At 62.8% G+C, this 20,014-nt stretch carries 15 protein-coding genes; 4 read left to right on the top strand and 11 right to left on the bottom strand.

Annotation, left to right across the window (positions count from 1 at the left end; translation table 11 throughout):
* The 11 genes from icmH to tssA are packed head-to-tail and all read right to left on the bottom strand — an operon-like array spanning position 1 to position 12,010.
* The gene (gene icmH, locus NKH03_RS13130; protein WP_352968678.1) at positions 1 to 1,323 is read right to left on the bottom strand and encodes a type IVB secretion system protein IcmH/DotU; all 1,323 of its coding nucleotides are present in this window, start codon (positions 1,321 to 1,323) and stop codon (positions 1 to 3) included.
* 4 nt (positions 1,324 to 1,327) lie between these two features.
* On the bottom strand, positions 1,328 to 2,662 hold the full coding sequence (tssK, locus tag NKH03_RS13125) for a type VI secretion system baseplate subunit TssK (RefSeq protein ID WP_292658778.1): 1,335 nt from the start codon (positions 2,660 to 2,662) through the stop codon (positions 1,328 to 1,330).
* 39 nt (positions 2,663 to 2,701) lie between these two features.
* Complete coding sequence (gene tssJ, locus NKH03_RS13120; RefSeq protein WP_352968677.1) at positions 2,702 to 3,154, bottom strand: type VI secretion system lipoprotein TssJ; 453 nt, start codon at positions 3,152 to 3,154, stop codon at positions 2,702 to 2,704.
* Positions 3,155 to 3,157: 3 nt separating this feature from the next.
* Positions 3,158 to 4,630, bottom strand: a complete 1,473-nt coding sequence (tagH, locus tag NKH03_RS13115) for a type VI secretion system-associated FHA domain protein TagH (RefSeq protein ID WP_352968676.1) — start codon at positions 4,628 to 4,630, stop codon at positions 3,158 to 3,160.
* Positions 4,627 to 5,694 (bottom strand): type VI secretion system baseplate subunit TssG, encoded by a 1,068-nt coding sequence (gene tssG / locus NKH03_RS13110; protein ID WP_352968675.1) that lies wholly within the window; start codon positions 5,692 to 5,694, stop codon positions 4,627 to 4,629. Before tssG ends, tagH begins: the two co-directional genes overlap by 4 nt.
* The gene (tssF, locus tag NKH03_RS13105) at positions 5,658 to 7,532 is read right to left on the bottom strand and encodes a type VI secretion system baseplate subunit TssF (RefSeq protein WP_352968674.1); all 1,875 of its coding nucleotides are present in this window, start codon (positions 7,530 to 7,532) and stop codon (positions 5,658 to 5,660) included. Before tssF ends, tssG begins: the two co-directional genes overlap by 37 nt.
* 1 nt (position 7,533) lies before the next feature.
* Complete coding sequence (gene tssE, locus NKH03_RS13100; protein WP_352866899.1) at positions 7,534 to 8,289, bottom strand: type VI secretion system baseplate subunit TssE; 756 nt, start codon at positions 8,287 to 8,289, stop codon at positions 7,534 to 7,536.
* Positions 8,276 to 8,737: an Hcp family type VI secretion system effector gene (locus NKH03_RS13095; RefSeq protein WP_352866777.1), complete on the bottom strand. Its 462-nt coding sequence runs from the start codon at positions 8,735 to 8,737 to the stop codon at positions 8,276 to 8,278. The genes tssE and NKH03_RS13095 overlap by 14 nt, the downstream gene beginning before the upstream one ends.
* Before the next feature lie 45 nt (positions 8,738 to 8,782).
* A complete protein-coding gene (tssC, locus tag NKH03_RS13090; protein ID WP_027035515.1) occupies positions 8,783 to 10,288 on the bottom strand; it encodes a type VI secretion system contractile sheath large subunit in 1,506 nt (501 codons plus the stop codon).
* Positions 10,289 to 10,291: 3 nt separating this feature from the next.
* Positions 10,292 to 10,831, bottom strand: a complete 540-nt coding sequence (gene tssB / locus NKH03_RS13085) for a type VI secretion system contractile sheath small subunit (RefSeq protein ID WP_352968673.1) — start codon at positions 10,829 to 10,831, stop codon at positions 10,292 to 10,294.
* 6 nt (positions 10,832 to 10,837) lie between these two features.
* On the bottom strand, positions 10,838 to 12,010 hold the full coding sequence (tssA, locus tag NKH03_RS13080) for a type VI secretion system protein TssA (RefSeq protein WP_352968743.1): 1,173 nt from the start codon (positions 12,008 to 12,010) through the stop codon (positions 10,838 to 10,840).
* Between the two features lie 333 nt (positions 12,011 to 12,343).
* On the opposite strand from tssA, the gene tssH reads away from it, so the two are divergent.
* The 4 genes from tssH (at position 12,344) to NKH03_RS13060 (ending at position 19,754) form a co-directional block, all read left to right on the top strand.
* Positions 12,344 to 15,124 (top strand): type VI secretion system ATPase TssH, encoded by a 2,781-nt coding sequence (gene tssH / locus NKH03_RS13075; protein WP_352968672.1) that lies wholly within the window; start codon positions 12,344 to 12,346, stop codon positions 15,122 to 15,124.
* A gap of 612 nt (positions 15,125 to 15,736) precedes the next feature.
* Positions 15,737 to 17,272: an FGGY-family carbohydrate kinase gene (locus NKH03_RS13070; protein WP_352968671.1), complete on the top strand. Its 1,536-nt coding sequence runs from the start codon at positions 15,737 to 15,739 to the stop codon at positions 17,270 to 17,272.
* On the top strand, positions 17,269 to 18,045 hold the full coding sequence (locus NKH03_RS13065) for a DeoR/GlpR family DNA-binding transcription regulator (RefSeq protein WP_352655930.1): 777 nt from the start codon (positions 17,269 to 17,271) through the stop codon (positions 18,043 to 18,045). Before NKH03_RS13070 ends, NKH03_RS13065 begins: the two co-directional genes overlap by 4 nt.
* Positions 18,042 to 19,754 carry a glycerol-3-phosphate dehydrogenase/oxidase gene (locus tag NKH03_RS13060; RefSeq protein ID WP_502913512.1) on the top strand — a complete coding sequence of 571 codons (1,713 nt, stop codon included), beginning with the start codon at positions 18,042 to 18,044 and terminating at the stop codon, positions 19,752 to 19,754. The genes NKH03_RS13065 and NKH03_RS13060 overlap by 4 nt, the downstream gene beginning before the upstream one ends.
* Positions 19,755 to 20,014: the final 260 nt, after the last annotated feature.

Here is a 20,014-nt window from a genome sequence, read left to right as displayed (position 1 = left end):
TCACAGCCTCTTTTCGACAAGTACCTCGACGCGGCGGTTCAAGGCTCGCCCCTGGCGCGTGCTGTCGTTGGCCACTGGATCGGTGGCCGCACGCCCCTCGGAATGGACGCGGTCCCCTGGCACTCCGTTTTGGACCAGCATATCCGCAATCGTCTGGGCGCGAGCCTCGGACAGCCGCTGGTTGGTCGACAGCGGATTGGTCTTCTGCAGAGGAACGCTGTCCGTGTGACCGACCACCGTGATGTTCCCGATCAGCTCCTGATTGGCGAGGATCACCTTGGCGATCGAACCGATCAGGGGTTCGAAGCCTTCGGTTAGTTGTGGCCGCGACGACTGGAACAGTTCTGGGTCGGAGGCCTGGATGATCAGCTTGGCCAGCGAGACGCTCTCGGTGCCGCTGAGGGCGGATTTGAGGCCGGCCGGGGCCCCGGCCTGAAATTCCGGCAGCAGCGCAAAATCGACTTTCTCCGGCGGCGGGGCATCGACCTTGGGCGACGTACGGCTGATGTCGCCTCGCGTAGGCGGCGGCAACGCGCGAACAAGTGCGGAAAGCTCGACCGCCTGGCTGCTCAGTCCCATCGACAGCCCGATATGGATTGCCGTGGCAACAACCGCCGCACCGAGCGCCATGACCCAGATCGGAACGGTGAAGCGCCGCGGCTCGTCGGAGGCGATCACGCCCTTCCAGTTTGGCGAGAGCGGCGCGCCTTCTGCGTCGGCATCGCGCAGGAAGCGGGCCGCCGCCACGCGTACGGCATTGAGCGAGCGGTCGCCTGACCGCCCAGGCACGCGATATTTGCCGCGAAAACCGAGCGCCATGCAATCATACTGCAGTTCAAGCAATTCGCGATCGCGGTTGGGATGCCGCTCCAGTTCGTCGAGGCGCGTGAAGAACTGCGTGCCGGCATCGACGTCGCCGCGCAGCATGACCACAAGCGGCTGCCGCGGCCAGGCGCTGGCTCCGCCCCATGGCGTGTTCAGGGCCAGATCGTCGAGCAACGCCGCCACGACCCAGGCTGCCTGGTCGGCCCGCTCCATCGAGGACCCCGTCGACATTGCCGTGTCGCGTGCCCGAACCAGCTCTTCGAGCAGCCGGGTGCGCAGCGCTTCCGGGTTCTCCGGCGGCAGCGCGCTTTCAAGCTCGGGAGCGAATTCGAGCAGGGGCGCGAACGCGTTGACAAGCGCGTTCGGGTGGGTGCGAGACCGCTTTACCGCCGCGCCCGGCAAGAGCGGCGCAATCGGCCGCGGCATCGGCGCGCCGGTCAATCGTATGCGAGTGCGTTCGTGATCCTCCGACAGTCCGAAAGGATCATCGCGGCTCATGATCTCACCTGTTCACCGAATAGCAGTCCACCTGCGGCTCGCTTGGCAAGACGCCCGAAACCCCGATGACGAAGCCGGGAGCATCAAGCAGCGACGCCCAATGCTCGCTTTTCTGGTCCAGCTCGAGGCATAGCCGATCGCCATCGTAGGGGATCTCGCGCGGTTGGGAATGAAGCGGTTTCAGCGGAATACCGGGCAAACGCGATTTCCACAGGCCCTCGAACTGGTCGGCCGAGCCGACCGTCGCCTGGTTGACGAATATCTTGCGCAGCGCGTCCTCCGACAGCTCCGAACCGACCCGGATGACGATCCGGCTGGCCACCAGCAGCTTCGGGTTGTCGATGCGGATTTTCCAGACATTGGTCGAATGCCGCATGACAGGCAGCGCACGCGATTTCGGTTCGATGTAACGCAGGCTGAGGATGAGCGAGCGCAACGCATCCGCCAGCGCCGAATAGGCGGGGCCGGGCGCCATATGATCGTAAGCGGGCAATTCGCCCAGCCGCCGCGCGCTCGATCCGTATGTCGCCATCGAACCGGCGAGCCCTGCAAGCTCCAGGTAAAGCTCGGCCGGATGGAAGACATCCTGCGCCAGCATGTGCGCGAGCCGCGGACGCGCCGCATTGGCGAGATTGAGCATCAGCAGATCTTCGACGCTGCGCCCAGGCCCACCCATGACCATTTTGCCATGCGCCTCGGCGATCTGGTCGAGGCCGGTGACGACTTCCAGAAGCAATTGCCGATACCAGGCCACCGCGCCGGTAACCAATGTCGGCGGCAGGAAGGTCTCGTCCAGAGAGACACCGCCGTCGGCTCGAACCCCCTTGAGGTCGGCTATCGGCAAGGCTGTGTAGCCGCCGACCGACTTGCCGGGCGCCAGCAGCAGCGCTTGCGGACGGGCAATTTCGATTTCTTCAGGATCTGATCCGCCCTGGACGGCGTCACGCACCGAAACGATCCGCCCATGATATCGTGCTCCTGAAGCGGCGGCATGTGCCGGATCGAAGCCGACACCGCCGGGAGGCTCCAGCGGCAAGGCGACCAGCACCGGTCCGGCGCCCGTGTCTGGGGTGACCGGCAGCGGCCGCGGCGCGTCCATCATGTCTGGAATGGAGAAGGGTGTCCCGTCCGGAAAGATGCCCCGCGCCGACAGGATCGAGATCTGGCCGGCCTCCAGCAATGCCTGATCCAGCGTCAGCTGCTGAAAGCCGAACGTATGCAGTTGCCCGGCCTGCAACGCGCCGCGCACCGTCGCCTCGAAAAAGCGATCCTGCTGCTGGAAATGCTGGGTCCGCAGGAAAAGACCTTCCGACCACAGCACCCTGTTTGCATCGCTCATGCCGCTACTCTCTGCATTGAGCTCCCCTTGCCCTGGCCGCTAGGCGGAAATGCCGCCGCTGCCAAGCGTGACGTTGACCGTGAATTGTGATCCCGGCGACACCGACTTGGCTGTCCGCCAGTTCCGGCCGCCGGGCTCGCGGATCAGCGCAACGAAGCCCAGCGCCGTCGCGTCCGGCTCGACCGTGATGGTCTTGGACGCGGTCTTTCCCGGTCCCACGGCGATCTGGTCCGATCCGATGAGGTCGCCTGCGAGTGCCGAGCCGGCATCCCCCTGCAGCGCGAAATAATCGGCGGAATTGAATTTCCCGGTACTGCGCAGCAGCATCACGAGGACCGTCACCGGCCGGTCGCCGCCACCTGGTCCAGGGTTCATGCCGGCCCCGCCGGTCAGTTTGACGGTGATCACGGATGGTTTCGGCGGTCCACTCTGGCAAGCCGTAAGCAGTCCGGTCGCGCCCAGGGCAACGACAAATTCGCGTCGATCGATCATGTCTCACTCCTCCTCATATGCATCCCGAAAATCAGCGCCGATTTCACCCAGGAAGCTTTTTTCCGCGCTCTCCGCGATTTCACGGTGGCGTTTCCGGTAAAGCTCCCACAGCTTGGCACCGCGTCCCCCCGAAAGCAGGGTGCCGATCGCGGAATTCGATTTCAGCTCTTCCTCGATCGCTGCCGGGTCAAAACGGTCGATCATCCGCCGCAGGGCGCCCTGTACGCCTCGCCAGGCGCGCACGTGATGTTGAGCGAGATCGCGAATCGCGTCGGCGATCGCCGCTTCGCCGGCGAGAAATCCGGGACTGCGCTCGGCGATAAGCGTGACGATGGCGTCGTCGACGGTCGGCAGAAACTTGAGCGGATTGACCTCGGAAGCGCCGACCATGGTTTGGGCGACGCGCGCGTTTCCCTTCTCCTCGGCCCGCTTGCGCAGAAGCTGCATCAGGCCTTCCATCATCAGCCGGTATTCGCGACCAAACTTCTCCATCTCCGCGATGCTGTCGCGCCCTGGGAAATCGGCTTCCTCGACACCCATGCCGTGCAGGAATGCGGAGCGAAGCGCCATGTCCCCCAGCTGCGCCGCCGCAGGCAGGCGGGCGGATTTGGGAGCGGCGCCTGCCCGCGCCGGAGACGGGACATCAGCCGCTTGTACTGGCAAGTCCCAGGGATTGGCGGATTGTGGTCGTTGGGCGATGCGCTCGCGCTGCCCGGCCGAGCCGACGCCATTTGCCGAACCGGTCGCCGCGGCTGGTCCGAAACCAAAATCATCGTTGAAATCGGACGGCTTTCCCTGAGCGAGTTGGGCTCCGCGGCTAAGGGACGGCATGGGGTCGAGGCTGAATGGGTCCGTCTGGCTCGCCGCGACGCCCGGTTCGAGATGAGGGCCGGTGTCTTTCGACACAGGCGTTGAAACCGGATCGAGGCTGAACGGGTCATCGAAAGCAGGCGAACTGCGCTGGCTGGAGGCAGCACGCTCGAACGCGCCCGCAACCGGCTGCTCGAACGGGTTCGGCAGATCGGCCGGACGTGGCCGTCGGGGCTCTTCTTCGACCTTGGCGGAAAAGAAGTCATCGCTGCTGATGCTCGCCGGCGCCTGGGATGCCGGCGGTGGGCGTTCCGGGATCGGCTGACCGGCTGCGGGTGTCCGGGCGGTTGGCGTCTGCAGGTCGACATGTACGACGTAGTCGCCCAGTCTCAGCCGCATGCCGCTTAGAAGGCGCGTCGACTTGCCGGCCCCCAGAGGGCTGTCGGAGTCGTTTATGAACAATCCGCTGCTCGACGTGTCGGTGACGAAATACCCATCTCGTCCGCCCGAAATCTTGCAATGAGCCCGCGAAACGAACATGTCGGGATCGTCGATCTGCCAGCCTGCATCCGTGCTGCGGCCGATCACCAGCTCACCCTCATCCAGCCGGGTTTGCCGTACCGCCTGGGTGCGTGGCCCTTGCTCCAGCGTCAGCAGCAGACTCATGCCGCGACCTCCGCCATTTCCGGCCGCCATCCGACGATTGTCCGCAGCCGCATGTCGTCAGCATCGCCCCTTTCAGCGGGCCGCGCAAGCCAGGCGGTCCGGCCGAGTTGTACCGCTCCGATACGCGGCGGCGGCACCGCTTCACGCGCAAGCACGATGCGCAGATCGACGTCGAGCGATTCCCCGACCATGTCGCGAACGGCTTGCTTGAACAGTTTGAGCCGCTGGCCGCCAGGCAGGAACGCCTTGAACTCCTCGTACCCCAACGGGCCCACACGCAGTTCGATCCTGCTTTGGCGGTTGAAAACACGTGGGCCGATCGTCGCCCCCCGGCCGAGCCCTGCATAGGCTTTGGCAAGGCGGGTCTGGAGCCCGGTTGGTATGGTCATCCAGGCGGCGATGAACTCCTTGATCTGAACCGGCACCTTGAACGCTTCCGCCAGGAACAGCGTCAGCCGTTCCGGGCCGTCGACCTGGCTGGCCAGCGAAGCCGCCTGGCGAAGCTTCACCGTATCGAGATCGGTGTTCTGGGTGCCGGGAAGTCCGATTCCGGCCATGGCTTCAAGCATGGCGCGAACGCGTCCACCGACCGCGCGCTCGACCTGTACCGCCGGATGCGCATCCGCCCACGCCCGATAATACAGGGCGATCATGCGGTGCTGCAGAATGTTGACGAAGTCCACGAATGTCGTGTCACTGGTCTGCTGCGCGTCAGCGCCAGTAAACCAGCGCTGGGACAGGCGATCGAGCACCCAGCGCGTCAAATGCAGCGGCATGGGGCCCTCAGGTCCCATCAGGCCGAGATTTGCGACCGTGACCCTGGCTGGAGCCTTGTCGTTCGCTTCGCGGAATTCAACCACGTCCCTGGCCGAAAAACTCAGACGCACGTGCTGTCCGAGCCTTGCCGGCTCGCGTGCCGGCGGGCCGGAATAGCCGAACAGCCCGCCCCGCCGTTCGAGCCGGCGCAACAGCTCGAAGAAGTCGAACGTCTCGGACAGCCCCTCGGCCCGGATCGGGTCGACCGTGTCTAGATCAGGTAGCGATTGCCGGGCGTCATCGGCCATGGCACATCCTCCTGCTTCTGCAGCAGCCGCGTGCGGGTTCGCACAAAGCCGTTTATTCCGGCATGACGGGCAAACAGCCGCGCCAGCAAGGCCGAAAGCAGCAATGTGCTTTGCCCTGCCAGAACCGACTGGTCCACGTGCAATGTCACTTCCGTGCCGCGTCCAAAGCACATTGGCCCGTCGATCTGCAGCCGTTCGATCACGGACCGCGAGTCTATGCGAACGATCGAATGCACGTTGCGGGCAAGGCTCGGATCTCCCCGGTCGGCATAAAGATCAAGCAGCGCATGCAACGGATCGACGCCGCGACCTTCCTTGGCGAGGCTGAGAAAGTTGAGCGCCAGCTGCGCCACGAGCCGCCAGGCGAGATTGTCGGCGCGGGATTCGCCCGCCGCGCCCGAAGGCAGCGCCGCGGGAATGGCCGGGCGAGGCGGACGCAGCGCGCCGAGAAGCCGCACCGTCTCGACCGGATCGCCGGCCTCCAGCGTCAAGGTAGGATTGTCGTCGAGGATCGGCAGATCGCGGTTGGTACAAAGTGCCACGATGTCGACACGCTTCAGCGGCCGGTTCGCCTGACTTTCCACCGGGCGGGAAATCGCCAGGAAAACATCGTCCCCTGTGTAAGAGGTGCGGGTCAGACCGTCGCGCCGCTCCTCTTCCGTCGCGCGGCGCGGGCGCCGCTCGGTGGAATAGACCCAGCCGCCGCCGCGATTCTGACCCAGGCTGAAGAGCTCTGGAATTTCGGCATCGCCGCCCCCGGTGTCGGCGTCCTCGACGCGGATGACCCGGTAGATTTCAAAGTCGCGCGCCCGTGTTCGGTCGGCATGCAGCACCTGGCGCGTCTTGCGCGGATCGAGCTCGATGACGTTGCACTCACGTTCGAAGAGATTGATGATCGGCGTCGCGAAAAGTTCAAAATCAGCCGGCGTCAGGTCGGCAAGTTCAGGTACTGGACGCCTGAACATGAAAATGATCTCCAGCCCCGTCGCGCATCGGCGCACGACGGGCCGCAGCCCGGAAACCCGCGCATAGTGAAAGCGCTCGGGCATCATGAAATATTCGCGCAGCAGACGGTACCCCTCGAATGTCGGACGGGTACGAGGCATCAGTGACTCGTCGTCGCTGATGCCGATCATTTCGGGTTCCGGCAAGGGCGATAGGGGATTGGTCTTGCCTTCCGCACGTGCGCCAACGGCAGAGCAGGCGCCGAAAATCGCGTCGAACAGCAGGGGTGCCTTGGCGCGCCCGGCAAAGTAGAGATCAAGCCGGTCGAGCGACAGCTCGTCGAGCCTGCCTTTTCCGGTCCGAGCCAGCACGATGCGGAGTGCCGCCTCGCCACCAACACCGCCGATCGGCGCTATGCCGGCCGCCGCCAGCGCGCTGCGATCTTGAAAATAGCTTACCGAATTGACCGCTATCGGCCACAGCGTGATGTCCTGGGCGGTGGTGAAGGTGCAGCGCGTCGACAGGCCGGGCTGCAGGCCGGAAACCAGCCGGGTATTGCGCTTGACGACATGGCCGGCAACCATCGTCTGGACCTGCTGGCCGGGTTTCAGTACCACCATCGCCGTTGCCGGCGCCGGCGTGACCAGATCGGGATAGAGGACGTCCAGCACGCTGCGTGAAAACCGCGAGCGTTCCGCATCAACCTTCAGCCGGGTGCGCGCGGCGAGGAAAGCGACGCCGTCAAGCAGCCGCTCGACATACGGATCCGGACACGGGACCGTGTCGAGCGACAGGTTGCGCGCCACCGCCGGATGCATGTCGGCGAATTCCGCAGCAAGCGCACGGATATGGGTCAGTTCCTCCTCGTAGTATTCCACGAAGACCCGATCCATCTCAGGCCTCCCTAAATTCGGTCCGCGCCAAGCCGTTATCGAGATTGATCGTGGTCCGCAGGCGCATGCGCTCCGGCGTCGGCGTCATGATCAGCACCGCGTCAATCTCGATCTTCAAACCCACGCTCTTGTCGCCAAGCGTCACCGTGACCTTCGTCGAGCTTTCCTTGAGGCGTGGCTCGAACGTTGCAAGCACCGAGCGGATCTCACGCGCCAGGGCTTCGCGATCAAAGTCGCGGGAGGAACGGCCGGAGAAGGAAGGCACGCCATAGTTCAGCACGCTTCGTCGCACCTCCGGAAAATCGGCCAGCGACGGCGGGTTGTCCCCTGCCTGCTCGCTTTCCAGATCGGAAAGAAGCGGGACAGCCTCGAAGCGCTCGGTGTTGAAGAGAGCCTCGATATCGCGCCGCACGGCCTCCCTGAGCACGCGGGCCGACACGACCACCCCGCGATTTTCCATCTCTACGCGGTGCTGGGTCTGAAAGGCCAGGCGGTGCAGACGCCGCTTCTGATCGGCCGTCAGCTCCGCATCGGCATCGATGAGCCGCGCGCTGCCCGCAACCAGTGTCTCCAGCCGGTCGAGGCCGAGTTCTTCCTGCAACGCCTGGCGCAGCCCGTCTATCTCGGAGGTCATGCCCGGCAGGTCGTTTACGAGGCGGTCCCAGAGTGAGGGCTGGACCGCTTCGCGTTTTGCTCGCGAACTACCGGCCACCTGCAGTTTGTCCGCGTCGGGCCGCCGGCCCTCACTTGCCGACATAGACATCCATTTCGATTTCGTCATTGTCGTCATAGACGAACTTGATCTTCTTGTAGGCGAAGCTGACCTCTTCCTCGATCAGGTCCTCCTCATCCTCGGCCTGCGACATGTCGTATTCCATGATCGAGGCGTCGGTGAGCGTAACGACTAGGTAATCCTTGGTCTCGCCATCGATGGTGCGGCGTGCCGAAAACACCACCTCGTCCAGCGCCTTGTTCTCGAACAGTGCTTTTTTCAGATAGGGTGAAGACTTGTCATAATGCTTGGTGAACTTGATCATTCCCAAGGAGACGCGGCCGCGGCGCGAGAGCGAATTTGGATCGTAAGGCGCGACTATTTTGTAGTCGACCCCATGGATTTCGATTTCGTCCTCATGTCCGTCTCGAATGCTTGGGCCTTTGATATCCGGAACTTTCAGAAAGCCATCAATTTTGGTACCTGTGGGCATTGTCTTTCTCCACCGCTTTCAAAACCAAGATGTTGTTGCTGCAGGTCAAGTCTTCACGGACGGTAGTTCCGACACCAGTCGGAGCGAGGCATTGATGCCCTCCAGCTGGTAATGCGGGCGCAGATAGAAGCGGGCGTTGTAATAGCCCGGCCGCCCCTCCACGCTGTCCACCTGGACCTCGGCCGCGGCAAGCGGGCGCTTGGCGCGCGCCTTGTCGTCGGCAAAGGCGGGGTTGGCCAGCACGTAGCGGTTGATCCACTCGGTCAACCAGATCTGCATGTCGGAGCGCTCCTTGAACGAGCCGACCTTGTCGCGCGCAATGGCCTTGAGGTAGTGCGCAAAGCGCGAGACCGGAAAGAGATAGGGTAGGTTGGCGCTCAGCCGCTCATTGGACTGCGCGTCGGGATCGACCAGCCGTCCCGCCCGTGTCTCGTCGTCCTGCAGTGAGTGTGCCCCAATGAAGGCCGCGAGATCGGTATTCTTTCGATGCAGGATCGGCATCAGGCCGAGCTTGGCCAGTTCCGCCTCACGGCGGTCGTCGATGGCGACTTCCGTCGGACATTTCATCGCGATCGACCCGTCATCGGTGGGGAAGCTGTGCACCGGCAGATTGAGAACCGTGCCGCCATTCTCGACGCCGCGGATCTGCGTGCCCCAGCCATAGAGCTTGTGGCTGCGGTTTATGTTCACGCCCATCGGGAAGGCGGCGTTCATCCAGACATACTTGTTGTGATCGCCCTGCACCTCTTCCTCGAAGGTGAAGCCCTTCACCGGAACGGTATCCGTGCCATATGGCAGCCGCGCCAGAACACGGGGCATGGTCAGGCCGATGTAGCGAGCGTCCTCACTCTCGCGCAGCGACTGCCACGAGGCATAGGCCGGGTTGGAGACGATCTGCTGCAGGTCTTGCGGATTCGGCAATTCCTGCCAGCTGTCCATGCGGAACAGGCGCGGCGAGGCGGCTGCGATAAACGGCGTGTGCGCGGAAGCACAGATGCCGGAGATATTGCGCAGCAGGCCGACGTCGCGCGGATGGTTCGAGAATTCGTAGGCGCCGATGACGCAGCCGATCGGCTCGCCGCCAAGCATGGAATACTCGTCCGTATAGACTTTCTTGAAGATCGGGCTCTGGTCCCACATCTGGCCTTCATAGTCTTCGAGCGTGTCGGCCAGTTGCTCCTTGGAGATATTCATCACCCGGATCTTCAGCTTCTGATCCGTCTCGGTGTTGTTGATGAGATACCAGAGACCCCGCCATGTGCCTTCCATTTCGCGCACTTCCGGCGCATGCAGGATTTCGTTGACCTGTGTCGTCAGCATCTTGTCGATGCCCGCGATCAGCGACTTGATCGACTTGATCGCATTGGACGAGATGGTCGTGGTATCGGAACGGGACTGTGCCGCGAGCGCGAGATTGCGGACGAGTTGCTGCAGCTTCTCGCTGTCGTCCTTCTTGACCTTGAAATCCTTCTCGAGGAGCCCGCTGAATTCTCCGAGGTCGATGGCTTCGGCCTCTGCGGCGACTGCGGCGGTCTTTTGCTGTTCGGCCATGATTTACTCCCCTGTCTTGTCGTCGTCGGCGAGTGCCTGGCTGGCGATCTTGCCAAGCAGCGGCTCGTTGTTCAGAAGCTGCGCAATGCGTTTTTCGGCGTCGACGCGGCCATCCATGAAGCCGAGCAACTCCTCGAGCTGACGACGCATCTTGAGGATTTCGGCCAGTTGCGGCACCTGCTCGGCGATCTTGTCCGGAGCGAAATCGCCCATTTTGGAAAATGTAAGATCGAGCGCCAGCTCCTCGTCGCGCTCCTGGCCTTCGGCCTGCGGCAGCATGTTCTTCACCCGGGCTTTGACGCGAGGCCCGAGCGCCTCCATGAACTTGGGGAAGCGGTTCGCGTCGGTCTCGACAAAGGAACGGTCCAGCACCGACTTTGACGCTTCCTTGGTTTGCGAAGCACCGGAAAGGTCGGCCATCACACCCATGACGAATGGCAGTTCGATCGTCGTCGGGCTACCGTAGGTTTCCACGTCGTAGGCGATCTGCACCCGCGGCGCGCGATTTCGTTCGATAACCTTCGCTTTGCTTTCGGCTGGCATGTGCTCTTACCTTTCATCCTTCTGAGCCGTCTTCTTGGCATCGGGAACGCCGGCAAGGAGCCGGAATTCCTTCAGCCCCGACGGCGCGAGATCTTCCATCAGTTCAACGAAATCCATGTGCACCATCCGGCGCACACGCCGCGCCAGATGCGGAATCGGGCTCGACGGTTCGGTGCGGTCATAGAAGGCGACGACGAGGTCGAGGCATTTCACCACGTCGTCGCGCGAGGAGATGCGGTCGGGAAGCCCCGTGCTCGAGTCCGCGTAGCTTGCCACACTTGCCATAGTATCGGCTCCATGACCGTTTCGAGCAGTCGCTGCCGGCTCCGCCGGCGCGGGCGGCCTGGCCGTGCCATTCGCCACGGCGCCGGCTGCCGAATTCCGCTCGAGGGTCGTCAGCAAACGCTGCAGAAACCGCTTTAATTCCGGAACAGGAGCGCCGCCGCCGTCGAGGCGAGCGTTGAGGGCGGTTTCGACCGCATCAAGAGCCGCGATCGCTGCCCGGGCGTCGGCGACGAGTGAGACCATCTCCGCGTTGGCTTGATCCATCTGTGCCACACATCCGGCACGCACCCTGTTCAAGAGTTGCCCGTGCGCACTGACCAGTGTGGCTTTTTCCGCCGCATTCAATCCCGAGGCGGCTTCCTGGAGCATGACACGGTCGTCGAGCGCGCCCTGTTCCAGATCGCGTCCGCTGATCGGCCCGATCGAGCGTGGCGCAAAGAACGTCATCTGCCGCAGGTTCGCCAACAACCCGTCCTGACCATTCTGGAGGTCGAGCAGCGCGTTGATACGGCGCAAGGCGGCATCGCGTGGCGAAGCGTTGGGCCGCAGTGCCGGATGCATGGTCGCCCAATGTTGGTCGAAGGTCCGCGCAATGAGGGTCAGGCCCTGCGCGAGCCCGGCCAGTCCTTCTTCATTGGCCAGCGCGCGCGTGACGATGACGAGCAGGCGCAGGTCCCGGCCATGCGGTCGCAGTTCCTCTGCCTTTGCGAGCACTGCAGGCCAGTCGACCGGAATGGTGCTTTGCGAGTTGGGCTTGTTATGGCCGTCGTGGACGACCTTGACCTGGGGTTCCGTCAGGCGCTCCAGCTCATGAAAAGTCGGGTCGTTGCGCAAATCCTCCCCTGACGGATTTTCACCGTCGAGTGAAGCAAGCCAGAGTGCGACATCAATCACACCAACCCCCAGCGCCCGGCCCTCAAACCGTATGTGACCCAACGTTATCACACCGTCGCACTTTACCACAATTGAACGACTGCTCAAAAATTAACAGAAGCTAAATGCAGCCGGCTCTTGAGGCTGAAATCCGTGGCGTGATTGCAAAACCCCGCTGCGAAATGCATCGCATAGAGCGCCCAATTCCGTGGTTGCTTGCAACCAGTGGCGCAGGATTTTCCACAAGCGGAAGAAGCCGGCTGAGCCGGGCATCGAGCCCCCTCCGTCACGCGCTTTGTCAAGTGACGGCTTATGTGGCAGTTTATCGGCTGGCAGATTGCAGGAGCACGTTCGATGGAACAGCGCCGGTCATCGCAGACCTTCAAACGCAAGGAACTGGTCGGCAAGCTCAATCCTGTGGGTGTCCGCGCCTTCAAGGCTGCTGCCGACACCGCCAAACTGCGCGGCAATCCTTACGTCGAACTCGTCCACTTCATCGAGCAACTGGTGCTTTCCGACCGCTCGGATGTGCAAATGATAATCGCCGATGCGGGACTGGATGCGAGCCGGCTGACCGCCGATATGACCCGCGCCGTCGATAAGCTGCCTTACGGCGCCACGTCGATCGAGGAATTTTCCGACCATATCTTCCATGCCATCCAGGAAGCCTGGAACCTGGCAACGCTTGAGTTCGGCGTCGAGGAAGTCCGCAGCGCCCATATTCTGCTTGCCTGCCTGAAGACGCCGGTGCTGGAAGGCCTGCTGTCGAAGATCAGCGGCGAGTTTGACAAGATCGACGCCGCCGCGGTCATCGCACGGTTCGCCGACGTAATGGAGGGCTCGCTCGAAGCCGGCGCAGGCATGGCGGTTCCCGCGGCCGAAACGCCGAAGCGGCCTCCGGGCGCCGATTCGGCGCTGGCGAAATACGCCACCGACCTGACCCAGCGTGCCCGCGACGGCAAGATCGATCCGGTCGTCGGCCGCGATCCGGAGATCAGGCAGATCGTCGATATCCTGATGCGACGCCGGCAAAACAATCCGATCCTGACCGGCGAGGCCGGGGTCGGCAAGACCGCCGTCGTCGAGGGCTTTGCATTGCGTATCGCCGAGGGCGACGTGCCGCCCAGCCTGCGGAACGTCAGTGTGCGCATGCTCGATGTCGGACTGATGCAGGCGGGAGCAAGCGTAAAGGGTGAGTTCGAAAAACGGCTCAAGGCCGTCATCGATGAGGTTCAATCGTCCGAAACGCCGGTCATCCTGTTCATCGATGAGGCCCACACCTTGATCGGCGCCGGCGGCGCGGCTGGAACCGGCGACGCGGCCAATCTCCTGAAGCCGGCGCTGGCGCGGGGCGAATTGCGCACCATCGCGGCAACGACCTGGGCGGAATACAAGCAGCACATCGAGAAGGACCCGGCCCTGACCCGCCGTTTCCAGGTGGTAAAAATCGACGAGCCTTCGGAGGTGGTGGCCGTTCTCATGTTGCGCGGTGTGGCCGGCGTTCTGGAGCAGCACCACAAGGTACAGATACTCGATGAGGCGATCGAGGCGGCGGTCGGCCTGTCGCATCGCTACATCCCGGCGCGGCAATTGCCGGATAAAGCGGTGAGCCTTCTCGACACCGCTTGCGCCCGTGTCGCCATATCGCAGCATGCCACGCCGGCGGAGGTCGAGGATATCATGCGCCGACGCCAGGCGCTGGAGGTCGAGCGCGGCATTATCGGCCGCGAGGCTGCGATCGGCATCGAGGTGACTGAGCGGCAGGCTCGGGTCGACACCGGGCTTGCCGAAAGCGAGGTCACGCTGGCGGCCGCGCAGCAACGTTGGGATCGGGAAAAGGCACTTGTTGCCGAGATACTCGAATTGCGCGCCAGGCTGCGCGGCGAAGGTGTGCCGCTCGATGCGGTGGAGACACCGGAGACCAATGGCGAAACAGCAGACGCGGACGCGGTTGAGCAACAGCCACCCAAGGCCGAAACGCCCAAAACCCAAACGGCCAAAACCGACGTGAAGACACCGGCGGCCGCCGATGCCCCTCCACCCGATCCGGCCGCCGATCTCGCCCGGTTGCGCGAACTGATGGCCGAACTGGCCGAGGCGCAAGGCGAGACGCCGTTGATCCTGCCCTCGGTCGACCGCAACGCCGTGGCGGCGGTGGTCCAGGACTGGACGGGAATCCCGACGGGGCGGATGCTGTCGAGCCAGACCGAGAAGGCGCTGCGGCTTGCCGTCACCCTGTCCGAACGCGTCGTCGGCCAGGACCACGCCATGGAGATGATCGCCAAGCGCGTACAGACCAGCCGCGCCGGGCTCGGCGCGCCGGAAAAGCCGGTGGGTGTGTTCCTGCTCTGCGGCCCCTCGGGCGTCGGCAAGACTGAAACCGCCTTGGCACTGGCCGAAACGCTTTATGGCGGCGAGCAGAACCTAATCTCGATCAACATGTCCGAGTTCCAGGAGGCGCATACGGTTTCCACCTTGAAGGGGGCGCCGCCCGGTTATGTCGGCTACGGGAAGGGCGGCATCCTGACGGAGGCGGTCCGCCGCAAGCCTTATTCGGTGATCCTGCTCGACGAGGTCGAGAAGGCGCATCCTGACGTGCACGAGATCTTCTTCCAGGTCTTCGACAAGGGGATGATGGACGACAGCGAGGGCCGGCGCATCGATTTCAAGAACACGCTGATTCTGCTCACCTCGAATGTCGGTTCCGAAGTCATCATGGATCGGACCAGGAATGGCACGCTGCGGGCAGGGCTCGACGATCTGGACACCGCGCTGCGCAGCCCGTTGCTGAAGGTCTTCCCCGCGGCCTTTCTGGGCCGGGTGGTGACCATTCCTTACTATCCGCTGTCGGATTCGATGATCGAAGCGATCACCCGCCACCAGTTCGCCAAAATCGCTCGTCGGCTGCGTGCGACCAACGACGCGGAATTGGTGATCGGCGACGGCGTCATGGACCTAGTCAAGGCTCGCTGCACCGAGATCGAATCCGGTGGGCGGATGATCGACGCCATTTTGACCAATACGCTTCTGCCTGAATTGAGCCGCGGCGTGCTGAACCGCTCGCTCGATGGCGAAAAGATGACAAAGGTGACCGTTGGTGCCTCCAAGGAGGGCTTCACCTATTCCTTCGAGTAGCTTCGGGCGAATGTTGATGACGCATCAGGAACCGAGGCTTGCCGGGGTGTGGTAGAAGGAATCATCGCGGCAATATTGCCGCCCTGAATTCAACGGGTTGGCGCAAACCAAGCGTGATTAAGGTGAGGTCGATCTCGTCACGAAGCACGACCAAAAGGGCGTTTGCACCGGCTTCGCCATTCACGGCGAGGCCCAACGAGGCCGACGCCCGGTCATGAGCGTGTTGGCGCCAAGGCCGATATATTTCGAATATGGCTTCCAATACGGGCCCGAAGGCCTGCCTGACGCCAAACATCGCGGTGCCTTTCGGCTCTATGATGTCGCGGGCTGAATGAACGGTCCGGTTGGGATATTTTCATGACAAAAAAATACAACAAAATCAGGGAGATTTTCAATCTTGCATCGTTTGAAATGTTAGGATTTCATGGATACATGGGGAATTATCTCAGCCATTGACGTTAAATTAACATCACGGTATGGTTCGTTCGATCCATTGGATGTCATCGCTTGTATCACCGTGCGCGTTGATCGTCGCTATGTCTGTCACCCTTGCCCCAGCCTGCAGGATTGCCTTGCAGTGCGCATCGCCAGTCGCTGAAAGAGGCGGTGACCATGCCCTGTCTGCTCGGAATCGATAACGGTCTCACGGTTACCAAGGCGGTGATCTTCGATGCCGATGGCACGCAATTGTCGGTGGCGCGTCGGCGGATTCCGCAATCGATGCCCCATGCACGCTGGGTGGAGCGCGACATGATCGGCCTCTGGCAAGCGACCGCCGACGCAATCAAGGAGGCGATCGCATTGTGCGGCCGGCCGGCAGACGACATCAAGGCGGTGGCGGCGACCGCGCATGGCGACGGTCTTTACCTGCTCGACAAGGATCGTCGGCCGCTGGGGCCCGGGATCCTGTCGCTCGACAGCCGTGCAGGCGAGATTGTCGAAAGATGGTCGGCGGATCGGGTCTTCGAAGACGCGTTGGCGCGCACCGGCCAGGCGCCGCACGTCTCGGCGCCATCGGCGCTGCTGGCCTGGATCAGGAAGAACGAACCCGACCGCTATGGGCGCATCGGGCATATACTGGCCTGCAAGGACTGGCTGCGCTTTTGCTTGTCGGGCACGATCGGTACCGACCGCACGGAGGCCAGCACCTCATTCACGGATTTCCGAACGCAAGCCTTCGCGCCTGAAGCATTGCGTATTTTCGGACTGGACGATCTTTTCGATGCGCTGCCGCCGATGGCGCATTCGGCCGACATCGTCGGCCACGTCACCGCCGATGCCGCCCAAATGACCGGCCTTACCAAGGGAACACCCGTCGCTTGCGGACTGCATGACGTGACTGCCTCGGCGCTCGGCATGGGCGGCCATGAGGAGGGCGTGCTTGCCATCGTCGCCGGGACTTATTCGATCAACGAAGTCGTCTCATTGGAACCGCGTGTCGACCCGCGCTGGTTCTGTCGTAACGCCATCGACGCGGGCCGTTGGAACAACATGGCGATCTCACCGGCCTCGACCGCAAACTACGACTGGTTTCTCGACACGTTCTGCCGCTCGGAGCAGGAAAAGGCATCGCTAGAGGGTGGCTCGATCCATGAGTTGCTGGCAGCAGAGATCGCCGCGGCGCTGAAGAACCGGTCGTCCATCCTGTTTCACCCCTATCTGTTCGGCTCCCCCTTTGGCGATGTCGCCAGCGGCAGCTTTGTCGGCCTTCACGGCTGGCACAATCGCGGCGATATGCTGAAGGCGGTTCTGGAAGGCATTGTCTTCAATCATCGCACCCATGTCGAAGCTCTGCGCGAAGGTTTTGTCGTTCGCGAAATCCGCCTGACCGGCGGCGGTTCGCGCAATCCAGCCTTCGTCCAGATGTTCGCCGATGTGCTGAATGCCCCGGTCACCATCACCTCGACCGACGAGGCCGCCGCCTTTGGCGCTGCCCTTTGCGCGGGTGCCGCGGTCGGCATCTTCGCGACGCCGCAACAAGGTGCCAGGCAGGTCGGCATGACGGCGCGCCAATACGAGCCAGTGCCTGCCTCCAGTGCTGTGTTCAACGAGCGCTTTTCCCTCTATGGCCGCATAGCAGGTGCGCTCGAACCGCACTGGCCGGAGATCGAGAAGCTGGCGCGGCAAGACACCGGGGGAACCACATGATCAAGGCCGACGAACGACGCGAAGAGATCGCCGACTATGTGATCAAGCTCGGCCAGGTTCGCATCGACGATCTGGTCGAGCATTTCGGCGTATCGCGCATGACCATCCACCGGCACATCGACCGGCTGGCGCAGCAGGGCGTGCTGCGCAAGCTGCACGGTGCGGTGACGGTTCAGCCGTCCGGCCTTTACGAAAGCGCCTTCCGCTACCGGGTGACGGTCAACCGGGCCGAGAAGGATGCGCTGGCGCGGGCAGCACTGGATTATGTCGAAGCCGGCCAGGTGGTCATGCTGGACGATTCCTCGACGGCAAACGCCGTCGCCACGCTGCTTCTCGACGTCAAGCCGCTGACCGTCATCACCAACTCCGTCGCGACGGCGTCGCTGCTGACCAATGTCGACGATATCGACTTCATCTGCCTCGGCGGCCAGTACCACGCCACCTACAATGCCTATATCGGCATCGTCTGCGAGAACGCCGTGGCGCAGCTGCGCGCCAATGTGCTGATCTGTTCGGCTTCGGCCATCACCGGAACCACCGCCTTCATTCAGGATCCCAATGTCGTGCGGGTCAAGCAGGCGATGATGGCCGCATCGGTCAAGCGTATCCTTTTGATCGACCATGCCAAGTTCGACAGGATCGCGCTGCATGTCTTCGACGATCTGACCAGCTTCGACGTCGTGCTGGTAACCGAAGGCCTGGGCGATGCGCGGGCGCAAGCCCTCGAACGGGCCGGCGTCAAGCTGCGCGTCGTCAAGACGAAAGCACCATGAGCCCAGCTGAAGGAACACGTACGGAAAAACCTGCCGGGCGTCTGGTCGCCATGGCGGGGATCGGCCAGGTCGACGTCGTCATTCTCGGCGCCGGCATCAACGGGGCAGGCCTGTTTCGCGACCTGTGCGCGCAGGGCGTCAGCTGCCTGATTGTCGACAAGGCGGACTTCGGTTCGGGCACCAGTGCTGCGCCATCGCGGCTCATTCACGGCGGCCTGAAATATCTCGAGACCGGCGAATTCGGTCTCGTGGCGCAGTCGACGCTCGAACGCAATTTGCTTTTGAAAAACGCGCCGCACTATGTCAGCCCGCTGCCGACCGTCATCCCGATCTTTTCCTGGAGCAAGGGCATGCTGGCGGCGCTGCGAACGCTGTTCGGCTCGACCAGCGCGCCGCGCAGCCGCGGCGCCATCCTGATCAAGATCGGCCTGATGATCTATGATTTCTATGGCTCGCGAAACCAGGTCATGCCGCGCCACCGCATGGTCGGGCGGCGCCAGGCGCTCAGCGGGATGCCGGCGCTCAATCCTTCGATCGTCGCCACCGGCACCTACTACGACGCCAAGATAAGCCACCCTGAAAGGCTGGTGCTCGAACTGATCCTCGATGGACTGCGGGCAAATGCGGCCTCGGCCAGCGCGAACTACACGGCGCTGGTGGCTTCGGCCGATGGCGTGCTCACCTTCCAGCCGGAAAACGGCGCGGCATTTTCGGTGCGGCCCAAGCTGGTGGTCAATGCCGCCGGTCCCTGGATCGATGACGTCAACGATTTGCTTGGTGCGCCGTCGAAGATGATCGGCGGCACCAAGGGCTCGCACATCCTGTTGAAGCATGACGAACTGGTCAAAAGCCTGGCCGGGCGCATGCTCTATTTCGAGGCCGACGACGGCCGTATCTGCCTTGTCTATGACTATCTCGGCCTGGCGCTGGTCGGGTCCACCGACATCAAGGCCGACAATCCCGACGCGGTGCGCTGCGAGCCTGACGAAGTCGAGTACCTGCTCGACAGCGTGCGGATGCTGCTGCCGGGAATGGCGTTCGAGCGCGACCAGATCGTCTATGCCTATAGCGGCATCAGGCCGCTGCCGGCCTCGGATGCATCGTTGCCCGGACTGATCAGCCGCGATCACTCGGCGCCGGTGGCCGAGCCGGATCGAAACAGACCTTTCGCGGTCATCTCGCTGGTCGGCGGCAAATGGACGACATTCCGTGGCTTCGCCCAGGAAGTCGCCGACACCGTGCTCGATCGTCTGCAGTGCAGCCGCAAGGTGACGACGCAAGCCATGCCGATTGGCGGTGGCAGGGATTTTCCGCCCGATGCTTTGGCACGTATAGACTGGCTGGCCCGGGCGCGATCGGAAACGGGCATCGAGGAACGGCGCCTCGATCAACTGCTGTCGCGATACGGCACCAGAGCCACGCAGATCGCCAAGCATGGGGCGGATGATGAGGGTCGACTGCCGGATTCAGAAAGCTACAGCCGGTCGGAAATTGACTACATCGTCCGCAACGAATTCGTCGAACATCTGGCTGATATCGTCATGCGCCGCAGCACCTTGGCGATTGCCGGTTCCCTGACAGGCCGGGACTTGCGGGAGATCGCGTCGATCGCCGCGCGGGCGCTTGACTGGAGTGCTGAGCGCATTGCGCAGGAAATCGAGGCCGCGGTTGTGGAACTCGAGGGCCGGAACCTGATGCGGTTGGACTGACCGCGTCATTGGACAATGCCGATACTCTTTCTTGAGGCAATCCTATCGGTTTGCCCATGGCTTCGCACGTACAAACGCCGCAACTCACAGCCGGGTTGGGATTTTTTTCCAATCGGATATACATGATTAAAAACAAGTGATTAACTGAAATCTCGGCAGCAATGACCTCTGCAACCCCGTTGTTCGTATCGGTAGGTAACATCAGTTGACGTTAAATTAACACAACAGTATGATCGCCTAATATGCCGACCTCCTAATAG

It is taken from the genome of Mesorhizobium sp. M1406, assembly GCF_040317555.1.
In the GTDB taxonomy this organism is placed as follows: domain Bacteria; phylum Pseudomonadota; class Alphaproteobacteria; order Rhizobiales; family Rhizobiaceae; genus Mesorhizobium.
This window is presented reverse-complemented; position numbering and strand designations above follow the sequence as displayed.

What these genes read in the sequence shown, in the direction of transcription:
- NKH03_RS13095 (WP_352866777.1), bottom strand. Translation starts at nt 8,737, where the DNA reads ATGCCCACAGGTACCAAAATTGATGGCTTTCTGAAAGTTCCGGATATC.
- tssK (WP_292658778.1), bottom strand. Translation starts at nt 2,662, where the DNA reads ATGAGCGATGCAAACAGGGTGCTGTGGTCGGAAGGTCTTTTCCTGCGG.
- tssG (WP_352968675.1), bottom strand. Translation starts at nt 5,694, where the DNA reads ATGGCCGATGACGCCCGGCAATCGCTACCTGATCTAGACACGGTCGAC.
- tssB (WP_352968673.1), bottom strand. Translation starts at nt 10,831, where the DNA reads ATGCCAGCCGAAAGCAAAGCGAAGGTTATCGAACGAAATCGCGCGCCG.
- tssE (WP_352866899.1), bottom strand. Translation starts at nt 8,289, where the DNA reads ATGTCGGCAAGTGAGGGCCGGCGGCCCGACGCGGACAAACTGCAGGTG.
- tssJ (WP_352968677.1), bottom strand. Translation starts at nt 3,154, where the DNA reads ATGATCGATCGACGCGAATTTGTCGTTGCCCTGGGCGCGACCGGACTG.
- NKH03_RS13065 (WP_352655930.1), top strand. Translation starts at nt 17,269, where the DNA reads ATGATCAAGGCCGACGAACGACGCGAAGAGATCGCCGACTATGTGATC.
- tagH (WP_352968676.1), bottom strand. Translation starts at nt 4,630, where the DNA reads ATGAGTCTGCTGCTGACGCTGGAGCAAGGGCCACGCACCCAGGCGGTA.
- icmH (WP_352968678.1), bottom strand. Translation starts at nt 1,323, where the DNA reads ATGAGCCGCGATGATCCTTTCGGACTGTCGGAGGATCACGAACGCACT.
- tssF (WP_352968674.1), bottom strand. Translation starts at nt 7,532, where the DNA reads ATGGATCGGGTCTTCGTGGAATACTACGAGGAGGAACTGACCCATATC.
- NKH03_RS13070 (WP_352968671.1), top strand. Translation starts at nt 15,737, where the DNA reads ATGCCCTGTCTGCTCGGAATCGATAACGGTCTCACGGTTACCAAGGCG.
- tssH (WP_352968672.1), top strand. Translation starts at nt 12,344, where the DNA reads ATGGAACAGCGCCGGTCATCGCAGACCTTCAAACGCAAGGAACTGGTC.
- tssC (WP_027035515.1), bottom strand. Translation starts at nt 10,288, where the DNA reads ATGGCCGAACAGCAAAAGACCGCCGCAGTCGCCGCAGAGGCCGAAGCC.
- NKH03_RS13060 (WP_502913512.1), top strand. Translation starts at nt 18,042, where the DNA reads ATGAGCCCAGCTGAAGGAACACGTACGGAAAAACCTGCCGGGCGTCTG.